Consider the following 24,020-nt stretch of genomic DNA (forward strand, 5'->3'; position numbering starts at 1 on the left):
ACAAGTTGACCGCGTTCTCAAACCTGATGCATAGTCAATTTAAACATAGTCTATACATGGAAAGTGATCAAGTTTCCCGCACTGCCGCTGGCCCGCCCGTTTTTTCGGCAGCCACTTGTATCCTGAGCGTATTGGATACGAGTGTTCCGGGACGCCACTGCAGCAGGTATGTTCCCGGCTTCTCGAACCGGTATTGCGTGATTTCGTAGTTATAATCGATGGCGGGGCCAACGGCAGTTCGGCCGTCATAGAAGGATGGCGCCAACGGGTTCTCATGGACAGGCAGCGCCGGGGTTGAGAGAACGTCATTCACATACTCATCGTAAATCGGCTTTGGGCCCATGATATACAGCAGCAAATGCGGGATAACAGCCTCGCAAATATGGATGATACGCACGCAATCACCCGCGCTAACCATGATATTCCGGGTGAGAATCGTGATTCGGTATCCGTGGGTGATGGGTCCCTTATCCGGAAACATCGGGTAGCTTCGAGCGACCTCTTCGTCTTCGGCGGTAGCCGGGAGAATGCGGTCGCGCTCACGAATAAACAGGCCCGGTCCGCTGGTGGAATCCATGCTTGCCTCCTAAGGTCTTACGATTACGTCATCACCCTGCGTCGGCGATGGTCCCGCAGTTGTCGCGAATCCATTGACGGTACACGCGGCCGGGCTTTTTTCGGTGCGGAAAGTAATCTGGGTGCCCGGTCCGACGGAAATGACGCGTTTGATCAGATAACCCGAGTCGGGAATTGCCTGCGGGACAGGAATGCCGCATGCGGGCGCCATAAAAATATCCAGCTGGTGCTTGTCGAAACTGCCGTTGCCGCCATGATTGTCCGCCCGGTCGATGATCAGTGACCGCGGCGCGGCGTGCCTGTCATTTGGTATGGGGAATCCTGGCATAAAGCCACTCTGGTTGGAAGGTAGGGGAGGCATGCCGATAAATGACCCGGTGTGGTTAAACGAAAGGCCTACCTGTTCGCTGTCTACTATTGTTGCCATATCGGCATCGACACCGGTCGATGAACTGATTGTGATTGCGATCTCCATACCAACACGCGCCGGCTCGTCAATCGGCTGGTGGAAGGGCCCATTGCGGACATTGATGGGCAGGGGGCAGGGCGGGGGTGGCGGTGGTGGCGGAGGTTTGAGCGGGGGTGGCTTGAATATCCACCGGTAGAGCAGATACAGGAGGAGGAGAAGCAGCAACACGACGACCACCAGGAGGACGATTCCCACCCATAGCGGGAGAACGTAGGCCACTCCGGCGATGAGGATGATAATGAGCCCTCCGATAATCTGGATTGGCGGCCCGACGAAGGCCGGGGCTGGTCCCAGAAAGGAAGGAGTAAACTTGAAATCGCCGACAATTTCCGCGATGCTGCCGATTATGCTGCCGCCGCTGCTGATGAAGTTTTGGATGAGGCGGCTGATAAAATCTCGCATCCGGCTCAAAGTTCTCTGGGCAAAGTTGACGAGTTGATCAACAGGACTTTGGGCCAGCGAGCGTACGTACTGCACAATGCGGCTTAGTGCGCTAGTCCACGCCTGAATCAAAGCCTGGATGAACGCAACAACGGCTTGGGCCAACTGAGAGAAACTCTGAATGACCTGGGTGACTTTATTGACAATCATCTCTACCGCCTGCGCGATCCGAGTCGCGATTTCCTGCATGATCTGCCCGGCTGTAGTCGCCAGCCGTTGAAAGATCGATACAGTGATCGAGGACGTTTGTTCCTCGAAAGATTGGATGATCACTTGATTGTTCTGGATCGCATTCAGCCCAATCTCCCGAATTGCTGCAATGCTGTCATCCATCGAAGCAGTCTTGTTGTTTTCCGCCGTTGGAGCTACTTTCCCGCCTCCGGCGGCAGGATTGACCGCCGAAGCCAATGCGTCCAGATGCTGCGCTTTATTGGCCCGTATCTGGGCGAGCGACTGTTGCTCCGCATTGGAAATCGCTTGACTCATCAACGTCTCCAGCCGGTTGAGCAGAGGCGTAATGGCGCCGGACAAAACACTTTCCAGGGTAGAAACGATGAGATTTAACAGTTGATTCAGCGCCTGGAAGACAAGTTGCATCATGCGCTGAATCGCCGATGAAGCGAGCGCAAGCGCCTGATCGATCAGTTGCCTGAAAACGCGCAAGAACGAACCGAGCAAACTCATTCCAACGTTGAAGGCCGAACGAATAAATCCGAGGCCTTGTCCAACCGCGCCATTTACCACTCCGGCTGCGCTCTTCAAAAGATTCACCGCCGCGTTGCGGACTTGGGCGACGCCGGGGAGATCCGGGAGTGGTATGACGTTGATCACATCGACTATCTGGTTCGTGATTCCCCCGACTCTTTCTTGTACAGAGATGGTGATATTTTCGATGACCTCGTTTATTTCCTCGCGAAGCGCATTGCTTTGCGCTTCCGCCGCCTGCAAGGCGCTCGCGATACCCCTCTGGATCACGCCGAGCGTTCTCGCCGACGCGGCGACGATTTCGGATTGCTTTGTGGCAACCAGGGTCCTCATGCCGAGGGCGGATTTAGTTAAAAAACCCGATAGCTCTCGACGCACGCCAGAGAAATACCCGTTTATCTGTTGCCGGCGCGCTGCCGCATTTCGAGCGACTTGTGATTCACTTTGCAGACAATCGTTGTTGATGAGGCGCGCCTGTGAGATGGCGTGAGGCTTGAGGGGCGAGTCTGGCGCCGCCGCGATTTGCCCCATCCCTGGAGATGCGGAGTCTCCCGGCTTCTCCACTGTATTGCTGGCCTCACTGCCGGCCTGTAACGTCCCGGGTGCTGGAGCGGCGATGATTTCCGGTGTTTTTTGCTCACTGCCATCCCCTGGCGGCTGGTTACCCGTAATATCTGGTGTAGCGGATGGAACTGCATTCGGTACTGCGGGCTCTGACGGCTCTCCAAGCTTTTTGGGCTCCGCAGAGGTTGGGGAGTTGGGAGTCAACAACAGCGGATTTTGTTGGGCTTCCACCGGACGCCCCGTGCCGCTGCGTATATCCGGTATTGGGGTAACGTGCTCTACATGCCCAGTTTTACTTGCAGTGCCAATGCTCGTCTTTCCCGATTCCCCAGTGTTCGATCCGCCCATAATTTCCTGATGGGAAAGATCTGGACCGCTTTCCGGAATATCGGCAGTAAAAGGTAAATGGGCGAATAACTGCGGACGGGATGCAATGGATGCATCCTCTTTTTGCCTTTGAAGGGGCGACGCGCCGGTCTGCTGCACTACGTGGGTCAATTCGTGCGCGGTGAGTTCCAGGTTGGCGGGGCTGCTTCCAGCGCCAAAGAAAATATCGGAACCGTGGGTGAAGGCATGAGCGCCGATTTCCCGGTTCATCTGAATGGCGTTGCTGCCCGTGTGAACGCGTACCTGGCTGAAATCCGTCCCAAACCTTGGCTCCATGTAGGCGCGCACGGAATCCGGCAGGGGACTGCCTTGTCCCTTGCTCAGGTTGACCTGGGATTCGATCTCTTCCCCAGCCTCGAAGCTGCCACCGAACGATGTGGCGGATGCTGCCTGGGTTGACCCGGCCTCTTCCTCTTGCGCGGTCATCCGCTGAAGGGGAGGTGCGGCCGATTGATTCAGGAATTTCGTCAGTAGTAATTCTTCTTTATCCTCTTCTCTGTCCTTCTCTTTGTCCTTCTGGTCTTCAACCTCTTCTGTGACCTGCGTTTTCCGCTGAGCGAGGGGGATAACGAGGGGAGCGGATGAGGCAACCGGAGGCAACGACCTGCTCCGCTGGGTTGCCGGGCTGGCTTCGTTTTCTATCAGGGGAGTTTGCTGGGAAGCTGCCGGGGTTGCCGAATCGGGCATGCCCACTACTTGCCGGGCGACACGATCGGCTTCACGCTCGTATTGATCGTCCTGCGAGCCGACGGTCAGCTTTGGCTGAAGACCAAGGATTCTGCCTTCGGGTGTAAGACGCCTGGCTTGAATCAACTGTGCTACGCGCTGATTACCCAGCGTGCGCTGCAACTGGAGGATAGTGGAACAGGACCCCCCACTCAACAATGTAACGGATGCAGGAGGCGGCTTGCGGAGCGCATCCTGCTGCCTTGTTTTCTCCGGCGATTCGGCCAAAAGTTGCGGAGCCATGAAAGTCAGTTCCTACGGTGACAGGAATATGCTTGAGTCACTGGCAACAGACATTTTCTCAGCACGATATGATTCCGGTTTCGCATATCCAGCAACGCCCCCCGTGGACCAATTGGTGGAGGCCAATTCAGGGACTCACAAAGGACCCTATTGCCAAACTGACGGCGTGAAACTGAATCAATCTCCCCCAATCGCAATCAAATCCTTGGGCTGAACGCCGAAATCGCTTTCCGAAACGAGTTTTCCCATTTTCTGGTACTCGCGTTGTGTCGCCCGAACCAGATGCCGCATACCTACTACACCATTATCATCCGCCGCCAGAAATGCCGCTGACAAGGCAATATTCCGTATGTTGCCGCCGGTAACCTGAAAACGCCTCGCCAGGAACCCCAGATCCAGCTTCGGATCACGGGGCGTGGCTTCAGGCCAGACACTTTCCCATATCCTGCGCCTGTCCTCTTCAGTGGGAAGGGGAAACTCGACGGTAAAATGCAAACGCCTGACAAAAGCTTCATCCATGTTTTTGCGGAAATTACTTGCCAGGACGACCATCCCTTCATGCTCCTCCATGCGTTGGAGCAGGTAGCCTGTCTCGATATTGGCGTAACGGTCATGAGAATCCTTCACCTCGCTGCGCTTTCCAAACAACGCATCCGCCTCATCGAAAAAAAGGATCGCGTTCGAGGTTTCGGCCTCGTCGAAAATCCGTGAAAGATTTTTCTCCGTCTCCCCGATGTACTTGCTGACGACTGTCGACAGATCGATCTTGTAGAGATCCAATCCCAGTTCACCTGCGATGATGTCCGCAGCCATGGTCTTGCCTGTGCCCGATGGTCCGGCGAACAGGACGCAAAGCCCCTTGCCCATTGCCAGCTTCCGGTCAAATCCCCACTCGCTATACACGCGGTCGCGGTACTTGACGTGGTTGCAAATTTCCCGCAATTGCTCCGTTCGATCCAATGGCAGGACGATGTCATTCCACAGGTATTTGGACGTGACTTTGTGAGCCAGCGTCGACAGCTTCTGGTTGGAGTGCATGCGGCAAGCCTCGTAGAGCTCTCGCATCGTGATACGCCGCAAATCCGGATCGCGCCAGCGGGCAAAATTCCTGGCGGTGGCTACGGCGTTCCTGATCTGGCTGTGGGAAAACTTGAACTTGACGGCCAGTTCGTCAATATCGCGCGGCGCGATACCGATTTCGCAGGCTTTCAGCGCGGCGCGCCAGGTCTGTACGCGTTGAGCGAAGCTCGGCCGCGGAAGCGTAACGGTATGATAGATGACTCCCCGCGGTGCATGAGCCGACTCGGAAGTTGCTTCGCCATCGACGAAGGCGACCGCGCAACCTTGTTCAAGACTCTGCATGAATGTAATCAGCATGCTTTGGCGCTGCTCATTATGCAATACCTCCATGCCTTTCCAGAATAGCACGGCGTGTTGCAGGCTGGCCTCCCGGTAAATCAAGGTCAGGGTTTTGCCGAATCCGGTATCGGATTCGGCCACCAGCCGTTCCAGGTCGGCTACCATCAGGCGCTGACCCGCATGGTGGCATACCGCTTGCGCCACGCTCAGTTTATCCGCGCCATAAGGGCCGTGAAGGTGCAAGACAACGGGCTGCGATCCCGGAATACTGGTCGTAAAATGCATCAGGCCTTGCTTTACCTCGTCGTCCAGTTGTAATGATTCCAGACCCTCGCCGGCATCCACCAATTCCGCGAAAGGGCGAATGCGTTCATCAAGTCCATCCGCCCCCAGTAAATACTGGACGATGCGATCATCGGCCTTGAGGTATTTCGATAACAGGGGCGGGCGCGGCTGGGAGGGGTCTTCTATAAGTTCGACAAGCCGGAAACGCAGCAGTGGGGATTCCGGCAAGAGGCGCTGCCTCGCATCGACGCTCAGTTCAAGGGAAGGGGCGAGCAGGTTGAATAGCAGCTCGACGCTGGGTCTTTTCTTGTTGAGATCATCCTGGAGGTAGGCATAGAGTTTCTCGTAGCGCAGATCGAATTCCACTGTCATGCAGACCAGCAAGACATCGATATCAAAAGAAGTCAACGCAAAGAGTTGGCGCAGCCGCTCAAGCCTCAGGTCGATTCCCTGGTTTAAGCTGGCCTGCCTGCATTCCGCTATCCGGTGCGTAAGCACGCCCAGCTCGGAAGCCGGATCTGTCGCCCAATCGGGCTCGGACACGAGCCACTGCGGCAAGCCGATCGGCTTGCGCAGCAGTGCATCGACTTCCTGCTCGTAAATGTACAAACCCCGGAACTGCTCATCGCCGGTTGACAGTTTGCGCTGGCGGGTGATTTGAAAGCGCATGAGCAGATCGATGCGCTCCATTTCAGCAAGAAGGTGTGCCAACGAGTCGGTAAAGGCTTGCATGAATTTTTCCGTCTGTCCGGTCCGCCCCGATTCAAGCGGCATCAATAGGATATTTCCACTGCAATCAGCGATACCCTGATGTAGCCCGTGCTGCGGATATCGACCGAAAGCGTGCCGCATTCGGCATCAAGGCCTCCTTCCCTGATCTCGTATGTCCTGTCGTACGGACCACTCCCCATTTCCTCTTCTATCAGCCTGTTAGCCGCGTCGTCCCTGCCTCCGATATGCTTCTTGTTAAGAGCATCCCAACCGCCCCTGAATAGGGTGACTTTCATCTTTTTCTCGTTCTCCTGGCCGGCGATCCGCAGCCGGTGGACGCGCGTGACGCCTGGGGGCAGCGGAATCGCCATCGTCCCGCCCGCGCCCCTGGTATTGGCTTTTCCGTCAAAATCCCGATGCGCCCTTGCTTCTGTGGCGCCAACTCTGAAAGGTGGTGGAGGAGGCTCTACCTTTGGGTCGGTATCCTGCGGTATTGCGATCGGGCGGAAGGCCAGCCGCAGCCAACCCTTGCGTAAACCGGGATCGAGTGCGGAGGCGGTTACCGAACCAGGCGAAAGCACAAGACGCAATTGGCGCCGGCTGGAGGTACTGATCGATTCCGCGGTAAGCTTGCCGTGTTCGTCGAGTTGAACCGTCGCCAGCACGACGGCGGCCTCTTCGATGCCTGTCGAAGCGGCCAGAACCCCATAGCATTCGATTCGCGGCCGATCTCGCGAAGGTTGTTCTGTTTCATAACTCACGGTGATTTGGAGGAGGGAGGATGGAGGAAAGGACGAAAGCTCAAGGACTTCCGCTTGATTGATGGCAATTTCACGGCCCTTGCCGTCAATGGCGAACCCGGAGCCGATGCTTATGGTTGAATCACTCGTGCGCGTGACATCCAGTCCGCGCAAAACTCCCCATCCGTGCAGGTTGAGGCTATGACGCGCGCGTTCATTTGCGTGATATTTCTGTTCGTCGATGAAATCATCCGCGAGCAGCAACTGTCCCTGGAAATATGCCGGTTTTTTGCCGATAAGTTGTTTTTTACGCATTCTGGTTCTCCCCTGGCGGGTATTTTTCCCGATCAAGCATCATTGTCATTCAGAACTGGTCCCGGTTATCACGCTGTATATGTTCCCGTCTCGTCGGGCGGAGAAAAGCGCAATCGCAGCTCGTAGGTTGTATGGCCGGGTTTTGCGAAATCGATGATCGCCCGGACGCGCTGCTCGAATTCATGGCGCAATTCCGTCATTTTCGATCCGGAATTTCGCTGGCTTACGCCGATGTCGATACGGAACCAGAATGGCCGTTCGCCACCGAGCAATGTGTCTTCGCCAACTCGGGCCTGTCCGATTACCAGCCCTTGTACTGGTTCGTCGTCGATTGACACCGCTGAAATTTCGTCGAAGCAGATTTTTAATAACTGCTCCAGGTAAGTCCGAGTTCCGCGCCTGCCATAAAGCGGGGCGATACGCGAAATGATGACTCTGAGCTGGCTGGGGGTGAAAAGGGCATGCGGTGTGAATGCAACCCAGGTCGCCAGCCACGGCAGAAACCGGTCCGGGGTTTCTGCATGATTGAACGGTTCAGCATGATCCTTGCCCAGCGGATCGAAGAAACCTGGAATCGCGTCGATTTGTTGCTCGATTCCGGGCAGGTCTTGTGCTTCGTTGCGAAAAAGCGTTTCCTCGAAGACGCCAAGCAGTCGCCGCAAGTACCCCGCAGAGTCTGAAGCGCGGTAAATCGCGGGCAGGCTGTCCAGCAGGCGTGAGCCGGCCTCACTCATCGTCGCCCCCACTCTTCTTTCGTGTAGGGATGATTGTAATATTCTCCGCTGCCAGGCTCACCCGCAGGAGCTCCCACGGTTTGAGGAGGATGGAAACGAGCCGCCCTTCATCGTTGCGCAGCAAGCGCTCCGATCCGAGGGACCGGGACCCGCCGAGCAACGTATCGACGCCAATGGTCGAACGGATTCCCACCTGGAGACCTAGCGCGAATTCTGGCAACGCCAGGTTCTGTTCATTGCTGCTCATCTGGAGAATGGTGACATCGCTCACGTAGTCAACCCCCGCGGTTGCATCAATGGCTTCGATCAGCTCCGATATGTGCAGGGGCCTGCCAAAGGGCCAACTGGGCGAACCATAGGTAGGCTTCCCCCCCTGCGTTTCATGTCCTGTTTCTGAGTCAAATCGCCGCTGTAAGGTATCCATGAGTGTATTTGAAAGTTGTTGCATTGATTGGCCAGGCGCGGGAGCAAGTTTCAATCCAATGGCAAGGCATAGATAAACTGGCGCGACAACATGCACTCGCGTTGTGAGCAGGCAACGCGGCAATAAATGGCTTCTTACCTTCTCATGCAAACTTGCTGCCGCCTCATCAGTGAGTTTCCGGCCCGGTACTATCACAATGCTGACATGCGCACGGTAATCCCCGTTCCGCATTGTTGAAGTATTTTCGAGATTGACCGATGGCACACATAATGTTCGTATCGGCCACTCTGCACCGAGATGGTCGCGAGCCGCTTCATGGGCAATTTGCTCGAAATCCCGCGCGGTGACAGCACATTCGTTGCGCATCAGGTTCCGAATCACGTGGTCAATCGCCGCATCAAGCTCGCCAGGGCCGGCGTTTGCCACAGCACAGTCGATTTGCTGTTCCAGGTCGGACTGCGTTTCGGCAAGAGTTCTCCAACCCTCCCATCCGGCACCCATGAGCAATTTTAAAAATTCCAGCTTGTTAGCCCAGGTCAAGCCTTCCCAGTTTGCACCCTTCAGTAATTTCAAGAACCGCAATTTGCTCGCCGGCGTAACCCGCCCTAGCCGGTACACCAGCATTTCAGTGAAATATGCGAGCAACTCGATGAGTGTGATGCCAGGGTCCGACGGATTATGATTGGTCCATTCGGGCGCGACAGACGGCAAAAGGGAAAAGCCTTCCCGCAGAAGATCGTCGTAGGTTCGATCATCCAGATGGGGCATCATTGCGTTCATTGCGACGGGCTCCGATCGTCGATGTCTCCTGGACGACCTTGCGGGCCGCCTATCCGATCCATTGTGCGGCGGGCGCATGGTTTCCAGGCGGTCGCCTGACTTGCGCGCATGCGAGAATTTCTCGAACTGCCGGGAGTCGATGGTATCAACATAGCCGAATCTCGTGCTTGCCGGAACAAATAAGAAACGTTCCCGCCGACAATAGGCCTGGACGCTCCTCTCTGCTCCGTAGCTCTAATCCACGGATATGATCCAGTCCTTCGATTGCACCGAGCAGGGAATAGATATCGGATGCATGCGGCTCCTGTCCGAATTGCCACCCGTGCCCATCCAGCCCGCCCGTTACCGGATGAAGAAAACGGCTTAACCGGTTTTCGCATTCGGCGGCGGCGCCTGCTACAGAGTGGCCGGCAGCCCATGCGATTTCCACCTGGATATCGATGCTGACATATTCCGGCCCAAGCACGATCAGATCCACCCCGAGCGGCCGCCGCGCATCAAGAAACGCTTTGACATTCTTCAGCAGTTCGAAGGAAGGCTGTGGACGCGACGCGTTATGGCCCTTGTATGGCACCACGATCAAGCTGACCGCCCCGGTTTCCGTCTCGCGTTCCGCCGGATCGCGCAGCAGATCACGCGCTGTAATGCATTTGGCATAAGCAACCTCGGATGATGCCTGGCGCGCAAGATCTGCGTAGTCATCAATGCAGACGGCCCGATCCCGGTGCCTGAGCCGTGCTGTCGCTCCCTGGCTCAGCGAGATCACATCCTCCTTATCCTGCCCGCCTGCCGCGGGTTCATGATTCGTTACCGATTCCACATAGGGGATGGTGGTATGCAACCGAGTAATGGCGCCGGCGGGTCTGTTGCCTCGCCTGCCTCCCCCGGCGCGATATTCGCGGAGCCGGATGTTGTTGGCTCCAGGCGGGGGGATGCGACCGTTCCTGCCATCCCCGAAGCGGATGCTGCCCGTGAGACGGTCTGCGATATAGTGCCGCGAATGCGAGTCGGAAGCGAAAAAATCTTCGACGCCGGACCAACGCACCCATGCCTCGTTGACCGGTAAAGTGGAAATTTCTGTCGAACCGAAGCGATATCGGGATTCCTCATCCAGCCCGGTCCGCAATTGCCTGCCTGCATTTTTGCCAGGTTCGCGCACTTCCAGCATCAATTCGCCAATGATCGGGGTGTGAAGGGTATGAAATACCTGTCCAGGCCTGCCGTTGCTCGATCCGAGGAGCTCGTTCTCAAGCCGCATTGTCTGCGACGCGAGTACGGTATTGAGCAGTAGCCGGCGCGGGCAGGGGAGCCGGGCCGCTTCTGCGCCCCGGCTGTCCCAGACAAGACGCAGCCAAAAGAATTTCTGTTGCCGGTCAAGTGCCGACTCATGCCATTTCGATAACTTCTGAGGCAAACGCACTTCGATGATGCCGGGGCTGCTTAATCCCTGAGTGAAGTCGCTGATAGCACACTCGTGCCAGCCGCTCCCTGCACGCGCTTGCCAGCGCGGCGCCGCGGCTGCTGCATCCACGGTGCTCTCCCGGCAGAATGCGCGCCTATCGCCATCAGATGGCGCCGCATACAGGCTGACAGTATGCCCCGCCAATTCCCCCATGTTCCGCGATGATAGCGCGAGGTAGAGCATGAGGCCCTGTTCCACAGGACCGGGAAACGGATCAAACGGTTGCGCCAGCAGGGGGTCGATCTTCCGGTACTCAAGATTGCTTTCGACAACCAGATGCTCCGGAAGGACAGGTCCAAACTCCGAGAAGGATGCTAGAAGCATTGCCGCGATTGAAGGTGGATTCAGCGGGGGAAATATGTCATTGCCGGCGGGCTGGTCGCTTGCATAGTGACCGCCAACCAGCCGCGCGCGCACCCAGCCGCCTTTCACCCCATTTATGGTTGCTGGAACTGCATCGCATGGGACCAGGAAATCGACTTCCCCGTCCTGTGTCAGCGAAACGGTACCGTCGGTGCAGTCAAGATCTACCCAGCCGCGCGCGGTATGGCCTTCCCAACGCAGTTGCGGGTTGCCTCTGCTGCTTACAGCTGGAATTGGAGAATCCTTCATTCCAGCCGGATTGGTCAGTTTGATGCTGATCACGATCCGTGCTCCCGCCGCGGCAAAACTCTCCGCAAGGACATAAAATACGTCGCCGAAGCGGGGTCTTTCTCCCAAAGGAAAGAAATCCCGACTAACATCGAGTGGCACGCCGCCGTGGTATGCGCTTTCGACAGGTATCGCCGCGGGGCTGGCGCACGCCGATACTTCGATCCGCATAATCGATATCGAATGCCTTCCTGCCGGATTGGGGGCAAACCAGGACGTGGCGCTCGGACGCAAGCGGCATGTCAACCAGGGCAACGTTTCGGAAACAATCCTCCAGCTCGGCCAATCTTCCGGTGGGATAAAAGCCAGTTCGCCGCTATGTGTTAAACCGTCAGTCGTATCGAGCTCGGGTTGGAGTAGGATGAAGCCGGCTTCAGACTGAATTCCCCATTCGATCCCGGTGCTTGGGGGCAGTTGCCCGGCATGATCCAGATCGATCTTAAGCCGTAATCGCGTGAGGCCAGGCAAGCCGATAATGGCGTGCTGCCCGATATGCATGGCGCTCTCCATGGGAACTGCGCCGGTCAAAAGGAACGGCTGGCTGAAACCTGTAGCGGAAGTGGTGGACACCATGCTGCTGACATCGGCGTGGATCAACCGCTGTGTATCAACCGCTACCGCACGCGCCAGTTCCGCGCGCACCAATGGCAGGTCTTTTGAAGTTTCAAATACCACGGGGCCGGATCCGTTTTCCGCGGGTGCCGAGACCTGGGTGGACTTCGGCACGATCGCCGTGACATTTTGTGTGGATTCGACAGCCGTGAAAGAGAGCGGCACCTGGGCGGGAACAGCAGGTGCGGGCATAGCCCCGAGCATGCTTAAAAAGGCCTGATGATGGCTTTCGGGCACCTGGTTCAGGCGCTCGATCAATATTTCGCAGTAGCGGGCGAAGACGTTTACAAGGGCATCTTTGAGGGGATCGATACCCGCGGGCGCGAAGCCGCGCTCTTCGAGTTGATCCGTCACGCGCGCGACGATCTCTCTTTCCGAGCAGGATTCCTCGCGGATCAATGGAGGCTTGACGATGCTCATGTAAGCGGCCTGTCGAGGTAGAGAGGATATACCAGGTTAAATCGGTTGTCGGTGGTCCGCACGCGGTAATCAATAAAGATCATCAATTGCTCGCCCCGGTCTCCCCCGCTCGATGTTTCCACACGCAATACTTCTATTCTGGGCTCCCAGTTTTGCAACGCTTCCCGCACCTCAAAGGCAGCCATTGCCTGAGTCGTTTGATTGTTGACAGCAAATGCCAATTCGCTGAGGCCGCTGCCAAAATCGGGACGCATGACTCTTTCGCCTTTGGCGGTGGAAAGAATGATTGAGATCGATTGCCGCACGCTCTCCTCGTACTCGGCAACAGCAAATCGTGCCGCCCGCGTTTGTGAAACATCATCTGGCGCGACTGGAAACCCCCAACCGACTCCAAGAACGGATATTGGCATCATCTTTTTTCCTCACTTCGCCCCGGTCGATTCTCTCCAATGGAAAAACGACAGGTGACCTTGCTTATCAGATCAATGGGCTACGTCCGCGATTAATTGATATTGACTATTGCACCCTTGATGTTAATTTGCGCGTTGGCTGAGATATCCACATTTGTCTGCGATTTCATCTCGATGCTAACCGCGCTTAATGTGATCTTTCCACTGCTGGAAGTGATGTCGATGTCTCCCGCCGCCTCCATCAAAATCTTGTTTCCCGAGGTGCTGATCACGATTTTGTTATTCCCCGTCTTGTCGATGATCTCAATCCTTTCGTCCCCGGAGCTATCGCATAGCCGAATCACATGGCCGCTGCGCGACATGATGCTGCGGTTGTTGTTTGCTCCGTCCGAATTATTTTCATGCGCCTGGTCCTTGCCGTTCCACAGTGAACCCACCACGTAAGGATGTTCGATGCTGCCATGCTCGAAAGCAAGCAGCACTTCATCGTCGACTTCGGGCAGGAAATAGGCACCGCGGCCGTTGCCGGCCATCGAACTTGCCACGCGCGCCCAGTTGCTTTCGTCGTTCTGGCTCAGCCATGGAAAGCGTACCTTTACCCGGTGCATGTTTTCGGGGTCGCGATTATTCGTCACGATACCGACTACAACACCGTAACATTTGCCGTCGGGGTCATGGCCGGCCAGCATGCCGCGCAGCAAATCGTCAGGAATCATGTCGCGTTCCTCCGCGCGGAAAAGGAGGTGCGATACCCCTTGCGCATCGAATAGCGGTGCTCGACGGAACACACGTAATACAGTCCGCTGAACCGTTCGCCAATCCCTTCCACCTTGATCACCTTCCCGGCGCGCAAGCCGGGTTCGCCGATGCATACTCCCTCGGCACGGATGTAGCCGAGCGCCATTTCCGCAAACCCCTGGCTCGCCATATGGTCCGCCTCCTCCTGGCTTTGCACCGGCATCGCTACGCGTGTCGCGCCGGTATTGGAGAACAACCGCTGCACGTTGGCCGGACCCGAGACTGTCCCCTCCATCAACGTGGATTCGCTGCCGGCGGCTGAACGCGCCACGATTTCTTTCTTGTCTTTTGCATTCCACCCATAGACCATAAATTCCTGCACCTGCCCCATGGTCGTCATGCGCGGCCGGAATTCGAGTAATTCGACGTCTCGTCTCAAGGTCAGTGCCGCGTCGTTCTTGATTTCGCGCGGCCGGAATAGTAATGCGCTATCCTCCGCAATAACCTCGTAATCAATGCGCCGCGCGCGGGTTAGCAGAAATTCGAGGTCGGTCTGGTTATGCTGCAGTACGTAAGGCAGCACGGCTTTACTGTCTTTCACATCCGGCTTCAGTCCCGCTCCATTCGCCAATTGGCTGGCGATATCGCTGTCCTTGAGATCGGTGAACGAACGGGTCTTGCGCTGGCGCATCAATCTATGCCGGCGGTCGTAGCCCCTGACCGTCAGGGAAGGTGGGCGGGCTTCGGGGAAATCGGGCTCGAGCCCTGTGATTTCCCCGCTGAACAGCGGCCGGAGATGGTCGCGGTATCCCATTTCGATTTTTGCCGGGTTGCCCTCCCGGAATAGCTCGTCATCCATCCACTTCACCTTCATCCTGGCTGAATCCCATCCGGAAAGCGTGATGGCAAACATGCTCATGGCATCGACATCCTCAAGGATGCTGAGGGAGATAATGTCGGCAACGGCGTCGTTGGGAAGCGGCGCACCGCTGATATTTATTGCGAATTCCGGTGCAAGCGTGTCAAATTGATCTCTGGCGGCCATGGATCACTCGTCTACTTTAAATATTACGCAGGGCGGGCAAGGCCAGAATGGCGCCCGGATGCAGATTTACAGGATCGTCGATTCCGTTTGCCTGCGCGATAGGGCGCCATTTACGGGGGTCGCCGTATTCTTTGGCAGCAATGGAAGCCAGCGTCTGCCCGCGTTTGACCACCCAGACTTTGGCGACATCGGCTGACATCAGATCCTGCTCCTTCAAGTCGCTGATATTGGACTGCCATTGCCGGAACGTGCATGTTGCAGTCGCGCGCACGGGCGTGCCATCTTCCATGAAAAGCGTGAACTGATTCTGGAGCTGCTGCAGGACGCCCTGGAAAAAGACACTCATGGTGCCCCAAATAAGCCGGCATACGGGTGGCCGGTGCTTGTCCCCGTGCTTCTTGACCGTGGTCAGATAGTGAAGTTTATTGGTGTATTCCCGGACGCTTTTCTTGTTTTTTTCCGGATCATCGTAGGTGTCGAAAAATAGCTCGACGCTAAGCGTGGCCGGCTCGGAACCGGTATATTGCGATTCCGGGCAGTCACGCTTCGCAACTTTCTGGCTTTGCCATTGAACGCTGCGGCTCACCGTAAGACGATTGGGGTTGAACTTTGCGACGATCAACCCTTCGGAATTCTTTTCGTCGAATTGAAGCGTGCTCCCCGCCAGTTCAACCAGGATTTTCATCTGCTCTAAGGCCATTTTGCCAATCCCCGCCTTTCCTGTTCAATAACCAGCCGTTCCATCATTATTCGCCAGGCTTGCTCGGCGATCTCATCAGGATCGGGTTCACCCGGCACAGGTGCGGCAATGCCGGATGTCCCGCCACCAGGCGCGACATGTGCTTCCCGCACGCCTTCACGCGGCACGGGCACGACGCCATAGCGATCTTCCGATGTAGCGGAAGAAGGGGAATAGGCTGAAGCGCCAGCCGTGTCACCGGTTGCGCGCATCAGCTGGTCGCGTGTCCGGCGCGCCGTCACCAGAGGCCGGCCGGCGGCGCCAGCTGTCCAGCCACCATATACGCCACGCGTTTCCTGATGAGAGCCGATACTTTGCTCGTTTTCAACGATTCCGGCATCTGCCAAGATGACGCTTGCATGACTGCTGCTCGTGCCTTCATGGCCGCTTGACCCCGTCCCTGTAATAGCCTGGCGATGCGCCGCATGGGGTAACGCGAGGGGAGCGGGGACGATAGCACGCAAGTTGTTCTGTATACGCCGCTGCGCCAAAGGCTGCGCGGGTGCGATACCCGCGGCAATTCTCCCCGCAGCAAGCCCCGGGGCGGCAGGGGTTGCGGAAGGCATTGCACCGAAAGCGGTGGCGGCAGGGGTGGCAATGCCGGCGAGAACGCCGCTTGTCTGCGTCTCTCCGATTACCGTGCGTGCAAGCATCGATCCAGACTCGGCTGGCCCTGCCTCGCGAGGAAGCGAGCGTGACTCCGCGGAGTTGGAGAATCGCGCAATAGACGCAGTTGAATGATCCGGACCCGCTATGGCAGTGGCCGTGTCCGATATCGTGGAAAAGCGGTCCAGTCCGTCGTTACCGACGCTGGGTGCGATCGTTTTGCGCGATACCGGAAGATTATTATATTGATGAAGCGCGTGTCGATTCACCTGGTAAAGTGAGGCTTGGGTTCGGCTGGAAATTGGTTCTCGTGGTGACTGCAATGCCGACCTTGATGGACGGATGATGTCAGCTGAATGCAAGAGTGCGGAGCGGGATAGTCCTTGGGTGGAAGAAGGCATATTGTCATGCCTGGCCGCCCCGGGGCTCAACGGGCGGGCCCAAGGAGATCCGCTGCCGGGTGAGCGCCGCACCACAGGCTGAGCCTGGAGGATGCGTCCAGGCCGGAAGGGAATATGGCTTGCCGGATCAACTTCAGTGCCGGCTGCCGCTCCGTCCGGCGGTGGTAGGGCTGATGATACGATAGTGTCTGTGCCTCCGGTTGCAGCAGCGTCGCGATCCATAGCGAGGCTGCCGGCACCACGTGTGATTGGCTCGCGCAGGATCGGAACGTTATCGTGTTGACGGCGCGATACATGGAAACCAGGGGCGTCAGGGGCGCCGGGCGGATTGCGCAGGGTTTCAGGAGCGTTTTGCCTGGATAATCGTTGTAACGGCGCACTGCTGATTACCGGTAATCCGTCCCGGACCGGCTCTCTTTCAGGTGGTCGGTGAAGGTCGCTGTTCAATGGCTGCAATCCCCGCCCCGATAGCCGGGAAGAATTGGCCAAATGCGTGGATGGCAGCCCGAGCGATGGCTGGATGGAAAATGTGTCGTCTCGCGTTGCCATCATCGGCGAAGAAATGGGTAAACGACGCAGTACACGTGCGTGATGCCTGAGGCGCGCGTCACTGTGATTGATGACTATCTGGCCTGAGCGGCTACTGCCCGCTGGAATGCCCGATATGAATCCCTTGGATATCGGTTCGGCATGTCGTTCATCGGCGAGATCCAGCAGCGCGGATTCAAACCCGGGCTCAGCCTCCGAAACAGCGCGGTTTCTCCCTCTCCTTCTGATGATTTCCCCGGACGTAGGCCGGCCGGATGGAGTCTGATCTGGTTCAAGCAAGCGGCTTGCCGTCCGGTCTGAGCCAGTGTTTTGCAACTGCCGCGCAATGACTCCTGATGCCCCTGAGCTCAACGTCTGTGGTGATCTTGAATGGGATTGCGGTTTGAGCGGGTGCCGGTATGAGAATGATAGGGAGCGTTGGACCGGCAGGCGCGATGAGACGGCGCCAGGCAGCGCGGGTGACGCGACCGGCCCGGTCGCCGCATCCATCGATATAGGTAGCGACGTCCCGCTACGTCCGTGATGCCCTTTGATGTTGCTTCCGGAAAACGCGTTGCCAATTTGCGCATTATTTGCGGAGGCATCGACGGGTTTGGAGTATTCGGAAAGCCCCGCTTTCCGGGCAATATGTCCTTGTCCCATTCGTTCGACCGTAGCCGGGTTGTTTCCAGCTTTGGACGTTGCGGCAACTTCCGCCGATCCGCTACCCCTCCGATCCTCCGGCGCCAATACATGGGGGAGCGCTGACTTCGCCTGAACGGTCGATCCCGCGCTGCCTGTTACCGGATCATTATGTGCTCCCCCCGGGGGCGTAAACGATAGCTCGCCAAGGACAGCGTTTCCCCCATTCCTGGCGGACCCCATGCCCCTTGAGGCGGCGTATCTCATGCCCGGGAGTCGTTGCATGACGGGCTCCCCGCCGGCTGCTCCGTATCGCGCCCCCCCGCTTTGATTCATGCCGAAGATGAATTTGCCGGGATCGGCGCAAGATTCCGCCCGATTGATCTTTCGGGCAAGCGGCCCGCCGACAAACCCCGCATGCCGCTCGTACATTTCCGCAAAGCCGGCAAGCCGCCCTTGAATCAAGGGCATTCTTGCCGCCTGACCGGCGGTCGTATGACGTCGCCATGTAGAAAGGCCTAGCGATCGTGGATGATTCCAGGCCTCATCAGGAACGGGTGTCTGTAAATTGTCCGGCATTTTGCGTTTATAGGTGTATCCGATAATCTCTGGTTTCGTGAAGACTCAGGGTAATCGCAAACCACGGTGCACCAGCTCAAGCGACTCAAATGCAATCGCCGAATTACTTGCGCGCAGATCCGGACCGGTCCACTTCACGGGACATGCTTCCTTGAAGAGCCATGATCTCGGCTTGCTGCGCTGCGTGTCGTTCAGTCTGATGTCGATGTCTTTTCGCACGATCTCCCCTTGCGCCACAAGCTGGTACCAGTCCCACAGAAATTCGGCGTCACCGAGTCCGCGCTTGAGAACGAGACGCGAAGGAAATTTCGAGGGGCCGGGCAGCTGCAGTTCGTGATCGTTGACGCCGCCGACCCGTAGTGTCTGGACCTCGGTTTCGAACACCAGGCCGGAAACTTCGTTGAACCCCCCGACAGGTCCTTCCAGCTTCCCTTTCCTATCCTTGTCGCCACCCACTACCTCAATCGAAAACCGAAAAGCCAAATAAGGGTCAGGTGGCATATGGTTCTCCTGATGTTTCTGTCTGCTTATCCAAGATACTCGGGCTGGTTCTCATCCGCTTGATCACGATTAAGACGCTCATTGATTTTCACGATCTCCTGTATCCAGCGCTGCCGCTCAAGATGGTCAAGATTCATTAAGTCCGTATATGGCCAATGGAAGTGATACGCGACGTAGGCTACCTCCTCAAAGAGCTCCGCAGAGGGGTAGCCTATTGCTCCCCCGAACGTTGGACCTCGACTTCGAAACTCGCATTACACTCAGGACAAGCGGTCTTGATGCGGTTGTGTCCGTTGGCATTGACTCGGCGATACATGTCTTCGAGAAACGCAAAATCCGCTGCGAATAATTCTTCAATCACTCGGGGGTTAATTTGCGGCAAATCCCCCAGTCGACGGATCACCCGGGAGAGGAGAATGACTGCCAGATATCCGGGATTGGACTGAACGCGCGGATCCTTCATTGGCGCAATCTCGTCGTTTGCTGTCGCAAGCCGCATCACACCCTCTTTGTGAATATTTCCTTCGGCGTCGACATACCCATGCGGAAGCTTGAAGTTAAATTCCGTTTGCAGGCTCATTTGGTCCGATCCAATCCCTCATGGGTGATTTCGAGCGTATCGATAGCGACCTCATTGGCGGTCGCATTGAATGTCGGACCAGTCCACTTGGTTGGCCAGGCGGCGACAAAATCCCATTGCGCCGCGTCGTTGCCTTCGTCATCCATCAGAATGATGGAACCGTTCTTGCGGGCATCTTTAATCTTGCCATCCATGACCTGCTTGCGCCATTTCCAGAGATCCATGTCATCGGTTATTCCACGCTTGAGTGTGAGGTTGGAAAATTTCTTCAGACCCGGCAGTTTTTGTATTGTCACCGTCTTGTCGTCGCCAACGCGATAGTCGATCGGGTCTGTTGAGGAATCCAGCCCGGATACCTCGCGAAAACCGGCTCGCTGTATGCCGTCAATCTGGACGCGGAACTTGAACCCGCGATAGGGATCTCTACGTTCTCCTGTGCTTGCCATGCCGATTACCTCCTTGATTTATGAAATATTCAATCCAGTCACAGCGGTTGCGCTGGCGCTTTGGGTGATGCGAACCACAACAAATTCAGCGGGAATCGCGGGCGCCAGGCCGACCAATGTGACAACCTGTCCGGCTTCACGGCTTTCCGGAGTGTTGGTTTCAGCATCGCATTTGACAAAGAACGCCTCAGCGGGACTATTCCCCATCAGCGCGCCGCGATCGAACAAGTCACGGCAATGCGCACTCAGGCGCTGGGCGACGCGTTCCCAGAGAGATGAGCTGTTTCCCTCATAAACCAGATCACTCATGTTTTGCCTGATCCATCTTGTCAGGGTCAGGACCAGACGCCGCACATTGACGTATAGCCAATCGGTCTGGCCGCTAAGGGTTCGCGCACCCCAGACGCGCGTGCCGCGTCCGGTGAAACTGCGCAGACAATTGATGCCCGCCTCGTTAAGCGGCTCCTGCTCATCATCGCTGAAATCGACTTCCAGCTTGAGGATCCCTTCAAGGATTTCATTGGCGGGCGCCTTGTGTACGCCGGTTCTGCCGTCCGCTCGTGCATAGGCACCGGCAATGTGCCCGGAAGGCGGCACAAACAGGATGTGGCGGGAATTCGAAAATGTCGCTTCGATACCGGCCCGGCTCGTCGTTTCGTCGCAGGGCATGCCGGTTCTGCGGGAAATTCCGGAATCTTCCGCAGCAAAGGATTTTCTTACGGAGATCCACGGGTAATACAGGGCGCCGAAAGCGCCGTGCTCCCGTGGCAGAGATTGCCAATGCAGGACAGGCGGTTGCACATTCCGTTTTCTCTCGTCCGGCGTCACGTATTTGTTACTTTCTTCGTTATTGAATCCGTCCAGAATGGCAAAACGATCACCCATTCGGTGACAGTAATCCAGAACTGCGGCTTGAATTTCGCCGACGGCGTCATGATCAGCCCGAATGGCAGGCGACATTGCGTCCGGCACGCACACAAGATCAATACCGTCGATATTATCAAGCGTACTTCCCTCAAAAATGCTTATCAGGGCCCTGGTCATTTCCACCGGGCTGTCCTGGTTACATTGGACAGGCGCTATTACGCAGCACTCTCCGCCATTTTCGAAGAAGCCGCGCACCGCATAGCCCAGGTAGCTACCCGGTAAAGGTTCGTACAATTGCAGGAATTGTTGCCACCGGTCAATGGGATGGATTGCGGGCGTATCCGCTCGATCTGGCGCAGGTCGTGCAAACCCTGCAAAAAGGGGAATGCCGGTACGAACGACGGGCTGCGCAGGCGCTTCGGCCCGCGTTTCGTAGTACACACCCGGGGTACGGTAGGCGGTGCGCCCCGCGCGAAGATACGCTCCGCTATCCATTATCGACTCGGCTCATGGCGACTCCGCTCGGACCAGGGGTCAGGTTTTTTCCTGACCGGTCGCTTGCGAAATACGGAAAATAACGAACTCCGCCGGCCTTACAATAGCCACGCCAATCTCCGTGACGACCTGGCCCAGGTCCCGAACCTCTGGTGGATTGAGCTCCTCGTCGCACTTGATATAGAATGCCTCTTCCGGAGTCAATCCAAAAAGCGCGCCGCTGCGCCAGCAATTGGTGAGGAAAGCGGAAATGTTGAGCCGGATTTTTCCCCATAAGGTGGGATCATTCGGCTCGAACACCACCCATTGCGTGCCTTCATCAATGGACTCCTGCAGAAACAGGAAGAAGCGGCGAACGTTGATGTACTTCCACTCGCCATTGCGGTCTCCGCCAATGGTACGCGCTCCCCACACCGTGATTGCTCCGTTCATTGACCGAATGACATTGACGCCCTGAGGATTGAGCAAGTCCTGCACAGGCTTGCTGACGTAATACTTGACGTCGATCGCCCCGCGTACCACACAGTTGGCGGGCGCCTTGTGTACTCCCCGTTCTTCATCCATGCGGGCGTAAATGCCTGCCATATGTCCGCTTGGCGGAACGTAGGTGCGGCCCCGATATTTTGGCTCAACCCGCCGAACCGGATCGGTATCCTGCAGCTGCTTGGCGGGGTCCACGACCTCGATATGAGGAAAATAAAAGGCCGCATTCTTGCTTGTGCGCGGCAATGTATCCTTGGGTTTGTCTGAGTATTGCAGCTTCTGGATATAAAAGTCGTTCGATTTTTCGTCGTTAACTACCTCAGTGCTGTCCAGGATCGCAAAAACATTCTGGTTGTTTTCACTATGGCTCATCAGCTTCTCCCATACAGCGGGAAGCTTGGGTAATCCGGGTGCCGTAATAATTGCCACTTCATCGATGGATTCGAAGTTTTTTAAGGTTCTATCAAGCTCGGCCACCGATCTCACACGGGCAACGAAACAACGGGTTCCGCCATTCTTGAAAAAACCGTAGACCGCATGGGTTAACGCATGATGTCCCGGATACATCGGCCTGGACGAATCAGGCCCTGGCCTGAATGCCGAAAACGAACCAAAACGCTTGGTGTAATCGGAAAAGTTGGCGCAAAACTTGGTATCCCCAGGCTCGGCCTGGACAATGAATTTTTTAAGGTAGTAAGGGGTTATTTTCGACTGGGATTCCTGCAACAGGCCGGGTTCGGGTTCTCCGGCCATGTCTTCATAAGCGACATCCTCACCCTCGATGGTCTGGGGCGCCGTCGACGACGCGGTGGAGTATTCCAGCAACGAACTTTTCAGCCTGTCCCGCTCGGCTGTCCTGTCGGTTTTATCCTGACGCAGCTTTTCCATCAAAGCGGGGTCTCGGTCCTTTTCCTTCTTTTTCTCTTCCGCCGCCAGTGCATTATTGGCAGCGGTAAGCTGCTCCTCGGCTCCCCTGAGCTTTGCCTTGATATCCTTCACTTCCGGGGAATCGCCAGAATCCGGCGCAGCAACAGTGTTCTGCAGCGCCCCCATGGCGGCCACGGGATCATAAAACTCATTCGCTTCCGGACAGTAAATTGTATCGGGAACCAAGCCAATAAACGCCACCGTATTGGTTCCTACCCCTGTGATTGGCTGGCGTGCAGAAGGCACTTCTTCCACATAAACGCCCGGACTCAGATAATTTGCCATTGCGCATCCCCTTTTCATTAATGATCGTAAATTTGTTCCGTCGAAGCCGTCATTTGCTCCAGGAAACACCGTCTCTCATCGCTTAAACTATGGCCAGCGTTACACTTGCGAGTGTTACGTTTACTGCTTTAGAACAAGCTCTATCCCGTATCCTTCCATTGGTGCCTGATCTTTCGTACGTTTCTTCCGTGCGCCCCCGGCAACCGTGGCAGGCGTAGCCGACTTTTCCGCCTTGCCCCCGGAGGATGCGTCAACAGCGCGTACGGTATATTTCCCATCGGGACAATCCAGGAAGAAAAATATGCCATCGGCGCGCGACTCGATTTGTCCCGGTTCACCGCAAGGGTGAGGCGCATCCGGAGCATCTGTTGCTCCTCGACGCGCTTGCGCGCGGCCAGCCGGCATGCCCGGTTTCTGTGATTGTTTCGATTCAGCCGAAATGCCGATCTGAACACCTGGCATTGGCTTGCCCTCGGTATCGACGGTTCGGCCGCAAATACTTACGCGATGACTCACGATTTCCCAGCTTGTCCATGCACTCATGAGTTCGCTCCTGTCTGCATGCGAAACTTGAGTATTTTTTCGGTGACAAGATCTACCGTCTCTGGCCGCGCGACATCCACGGCCAGTGTGACGGTATAGTTGAGCGCAGCCTTCGGCTTACCGCCCAGTGCCTGCCAGAATTCCCCGAGGCTTTGCAAGCGCCCCGGCTGGAGAGAGCTGACGGGCAGGGGTAAATCCTGATCCGTGAGGCTGCCTTGCAGTACATCCTGCGGGATGGTCCGGTAGCGCAGCAGTGCCTGAATGACATTTCCCAGCAGACGATGCTCATCTTCGGAAGGGTTGGTAACGCTCTGGCTGGGCCATGCGGTAATCAGGTACGAAATATCAATTCGCACCGGGGCGGCGGTACGGGTGGCGGTTCCATCAGATCGCCGGTCCAGATATACCTCGTTACTTCGAAGCTCCATATTCTCCCGAATGTCATACAGAAAGAGATCGATGGCGGGCAGGGTCACGGAAGACGGAGGAAACTGATTGTCTGGTGCGCCGAAACTGACTTGCACCTGCTCAGCCAGCCCCTTTGGGAGCTCGCGTTTCAATAGAGCAGCCAGCGTTTCGTCCAGATCGTTAATCATGATTG

20 protein-coding genes are annotated in these 24,020 nt (G+C 56.6%); all 20 read right to left on the minus strand.

The window, feature by feature from the left end:
• Positions 1–67 precede the first annotated feature (67 nt).
• The 20 genes from BLP45_RS00520 to BLP45_RS00615 all read right to left on the minus strand — a co-directional run bounded on the left by BLP45_RS00520 (position 68) and on the right by BLP45_RS00615 (position 24,015).
• Entirely contained in the window at positions 68–577 is a 510-nt protein-coding gene (locus BLP45_RS00520) for a hypothetical protein (protein ID WP_090368753.1), read from the minus strand.
• Positions 578–586: 9 nt separating this feature from the next.
• Positions 587–4,111, minus strand: coding sequence for an eCIS core domain-containing protein (locus tag BLP45_RS14730; RefSeq protein ID WP_218117914.1), 3,525 nt, complete (start codon positions 4,109–4,111; stop codon positions 587–589).
• Positions 4,112–4,288: 177 nt separating this feature from the next.
• Positions 4,289–6,607: an ATP-binding protein gene (locus BLP45_RS00530; RefSeq protein WP_371128721.1), complete on the minus strand. Its 2,319-nt coding sequence runs from the start codon at positions 6,605–6,607 to the stop codon at positions 4,289–4,291.
• Positions 6,529–7,521: a hypothetical protein gene (locus BLP45_RS00535; protein WP_090368755.1), complete on the minus strand. Its 993-nt coding sequence runs from the start codon at positions 7,519–7,521 to the stop codon at positions 6,529–6,531. The genes BLP45_RS00530 and BLP45_RS00535 overlap by 79 nt, the downstream gene beginning before the upstream one ends.
• Before the next feature lie 68 nt (positions 7,522–7,589).
• Positions 7,590–8,255: a phage tail protein gene (locus BLP45_RS00540; protein ID WP_090368757.1), complete on the minus strand. Its 666-nt coding sequence runs from the start codon at positions 8,253–8,255 to the stop codon at positions 7,590–7,592.
• A complete protein-coding gene (locus BLP45_RS00545; RefSeq protein ID WP_090368759.1) occupies positions 8,248–9,459 on the minus strand; it encodes a baseplate J/gp47 family protein in 1,212 nt (403 codons plus the stop codon). Before BLP45_RS00545 ends, BLP45_RS00540 begins: the two co-directional genes overlap by 8 nt.
• Before the next feature lie 145 nt (positions 9,460–9,604).
• Positions 9,605–12,604: a putative baseplate assembly protein gene (locus BLP45_RS00550; protein ID WP_090368761.1), complete on the minus strand. Its 3,000-nt coding sequence runs from the start codon at positions 12,602–12,604 to the stop codon at positions 9,605–9,607.
• A complete protein-coding gene (locus BLP45_RS00555; RefSeq protein ID WP_218117915.1) occupies positions 12,601–13,017 on the minus strand; it encodes a GPW/gp25 family protein in 417 nt (138 codons plus the stop codon). The genes BLP45_RS00550 and BLP45_RS00555 overlap by 4 nt, the downstream gene beginning before the upstream one ends.
• 89 nt (positions 13,018–13,106) lie before the next feature.
• Positions 13,107–13,730 carry a phage baseplate assembly protein V gene (locus BLP45_RS00560; RefSeq protein WP_218117916.1) on the minus strand — a complete coding sequence of 208 codons (624 nt, stop codon included), beginning with the start codon at positions 13,728–13,730 and terminating at the stop codon, positions 13,107–13,109.
• Complete coding sequence (locus tag BLP45_RS00565) at positions 13,727–14,797, minus strand: phage late control D family protein (RefSeq protein ID WP_090368763.1); 1,071 nt, start codon at positions 14,795–14,797, stop codon at positions 13,727–13,729. The genes BLP45_RS00560 and BLP45_RS00565 overlap by 4 nt, the downstream gene beginning before the upstream one ends.
• Before the next feature lie 16 nt (positions 14,798–14,813).
• Positions 14,814–15,497, minus strand: coding sequence for a CIS tube protein (locus BLP45_RS00570; RefSeq protein WP_090368764.1), 684 nt, complete (start codon positions 15,495–15,497; stop codon positions 14,814–14,816).
• Positions 15,488–18,184 carry a hypothetical protein gene (locus BLP45_RS00575; RefSeq protein ID WP_090368766.1) on the minus strand — a complete coding sequence of 899 codons (2,697 nt, stop codon included), beginning with the start codon at positions 18,182–18,184 and terminating at the stop codon, positions 15,488–15,490. The genes BLP45_RS00570 and BLP45_RS00575 overlap by 10 nt, the downstream gene beginning before the upstream one ends.
• 153 nt (positions 18,185–18,337) lie before the next feature.
• Complete coding sequence (locus BLP45_RS00580; RefSeq protein WP_090368768.1) at positions 18,338–18,793, minus strand: phage tail protein; 456 nt, start codon at positions 18,791–18,793, stop codon at positions 18,338–18,340.
• Between the two features lie 26 nt (positions 18,794–18,819).
• Positions 18,820–19,008, minus strand: a complete 189-nt coding sequence (locus BLP45_RS15020) for a DUF6760 family protein (protein ID WP_090368770.1) — start codon at positions 19,006–19,008, stop codon at positions 18,820–18,822.
• Positions 19,005–19,373, minus strand: a complete 369-nt coding sequence (locus tag BLP45_RS00590; protein ID WP_090368771.1) for a hypothetical protein — start codon at positions 19,371–19,373, stop codon at positions 19,005–19,007. Before BLP45_RS00590 ends, BLP45_RS15020 begins: the two co-directional genes overlap by 4 nt.
• Entirely contained in the window at positions 19,370–19,819 is a 450-nt protein-coding gene (locus BLP45_RS00595; protein WP_090368773.1) for a phage tail protein, read from the minus strand. Before BLP45_RS00595 ends, BLP45_RS00590 begins: the two co-directional genes overlap by 4 nt.
• Before the next feature lie 18 nt (positions 19,820–19,837).
• On the minus strand, positions 19,838–21,181 hold the full coding sequence (locus BLP45_RS00600) for a phage tail sheath family protein (protein ID WP_090368775.1): 1,344 nt from the start codon (positions 21,179–21,181) through the stop codon (positions 19,838–19,840).
• A 39-nt stretch (positions 21,182–21,220) separates the two neighbouring features.
• Positions 21,221–22,876, minus strand: a complete 1,656-nt coding sequence (locus BLP45_RS00605) for a phage tail sheath family protein (RefSeq protein ID WP_218117917.1) — start codon at positions 22,874–22,876, stop codon at positions 21,221–21,223.
• A 120-nt stretch (positions 22,877–22,996) separates the two neighbouring features.
• Entirely contained in the window at positions 22,997–23,419 is a 423-nt protein-coding gene (locus BLP45_RS00610; RefSeq protein WP_090368776.1) for a hypothetical protein, read from the minus strand.
• The gene (locus BLP45_RS00615) at positions 23,416–24,015 is read right to left on the minus strand and encodes a Pvc16 family protein (RefSeq protein WP_090368778.1); all 600 of its coding nucleotides are present in this window, start codon (positions 24,013–24,015) and stop codon (positions 23,416–23,418) included. The genes BLP45_RS00610 and BLP45_RS00615 overlap by 4 nt, the downstream gene beginning before the upstream one ends.
• Between the last annotated feature and the right edge of the window lie 5 nt (positions 24,016–24,020).

The sequence above is a fragment of the Nitrosospira sp. Nl5 genome (genome assembly GCF_900102495.1).
Taxonomy (GTDB): domain Bacteria; phylum Pseudomonadota; class Gammaproteobacteria; order Burkholderiales; family Nitrosomonadaceae; genus Nitrosospira.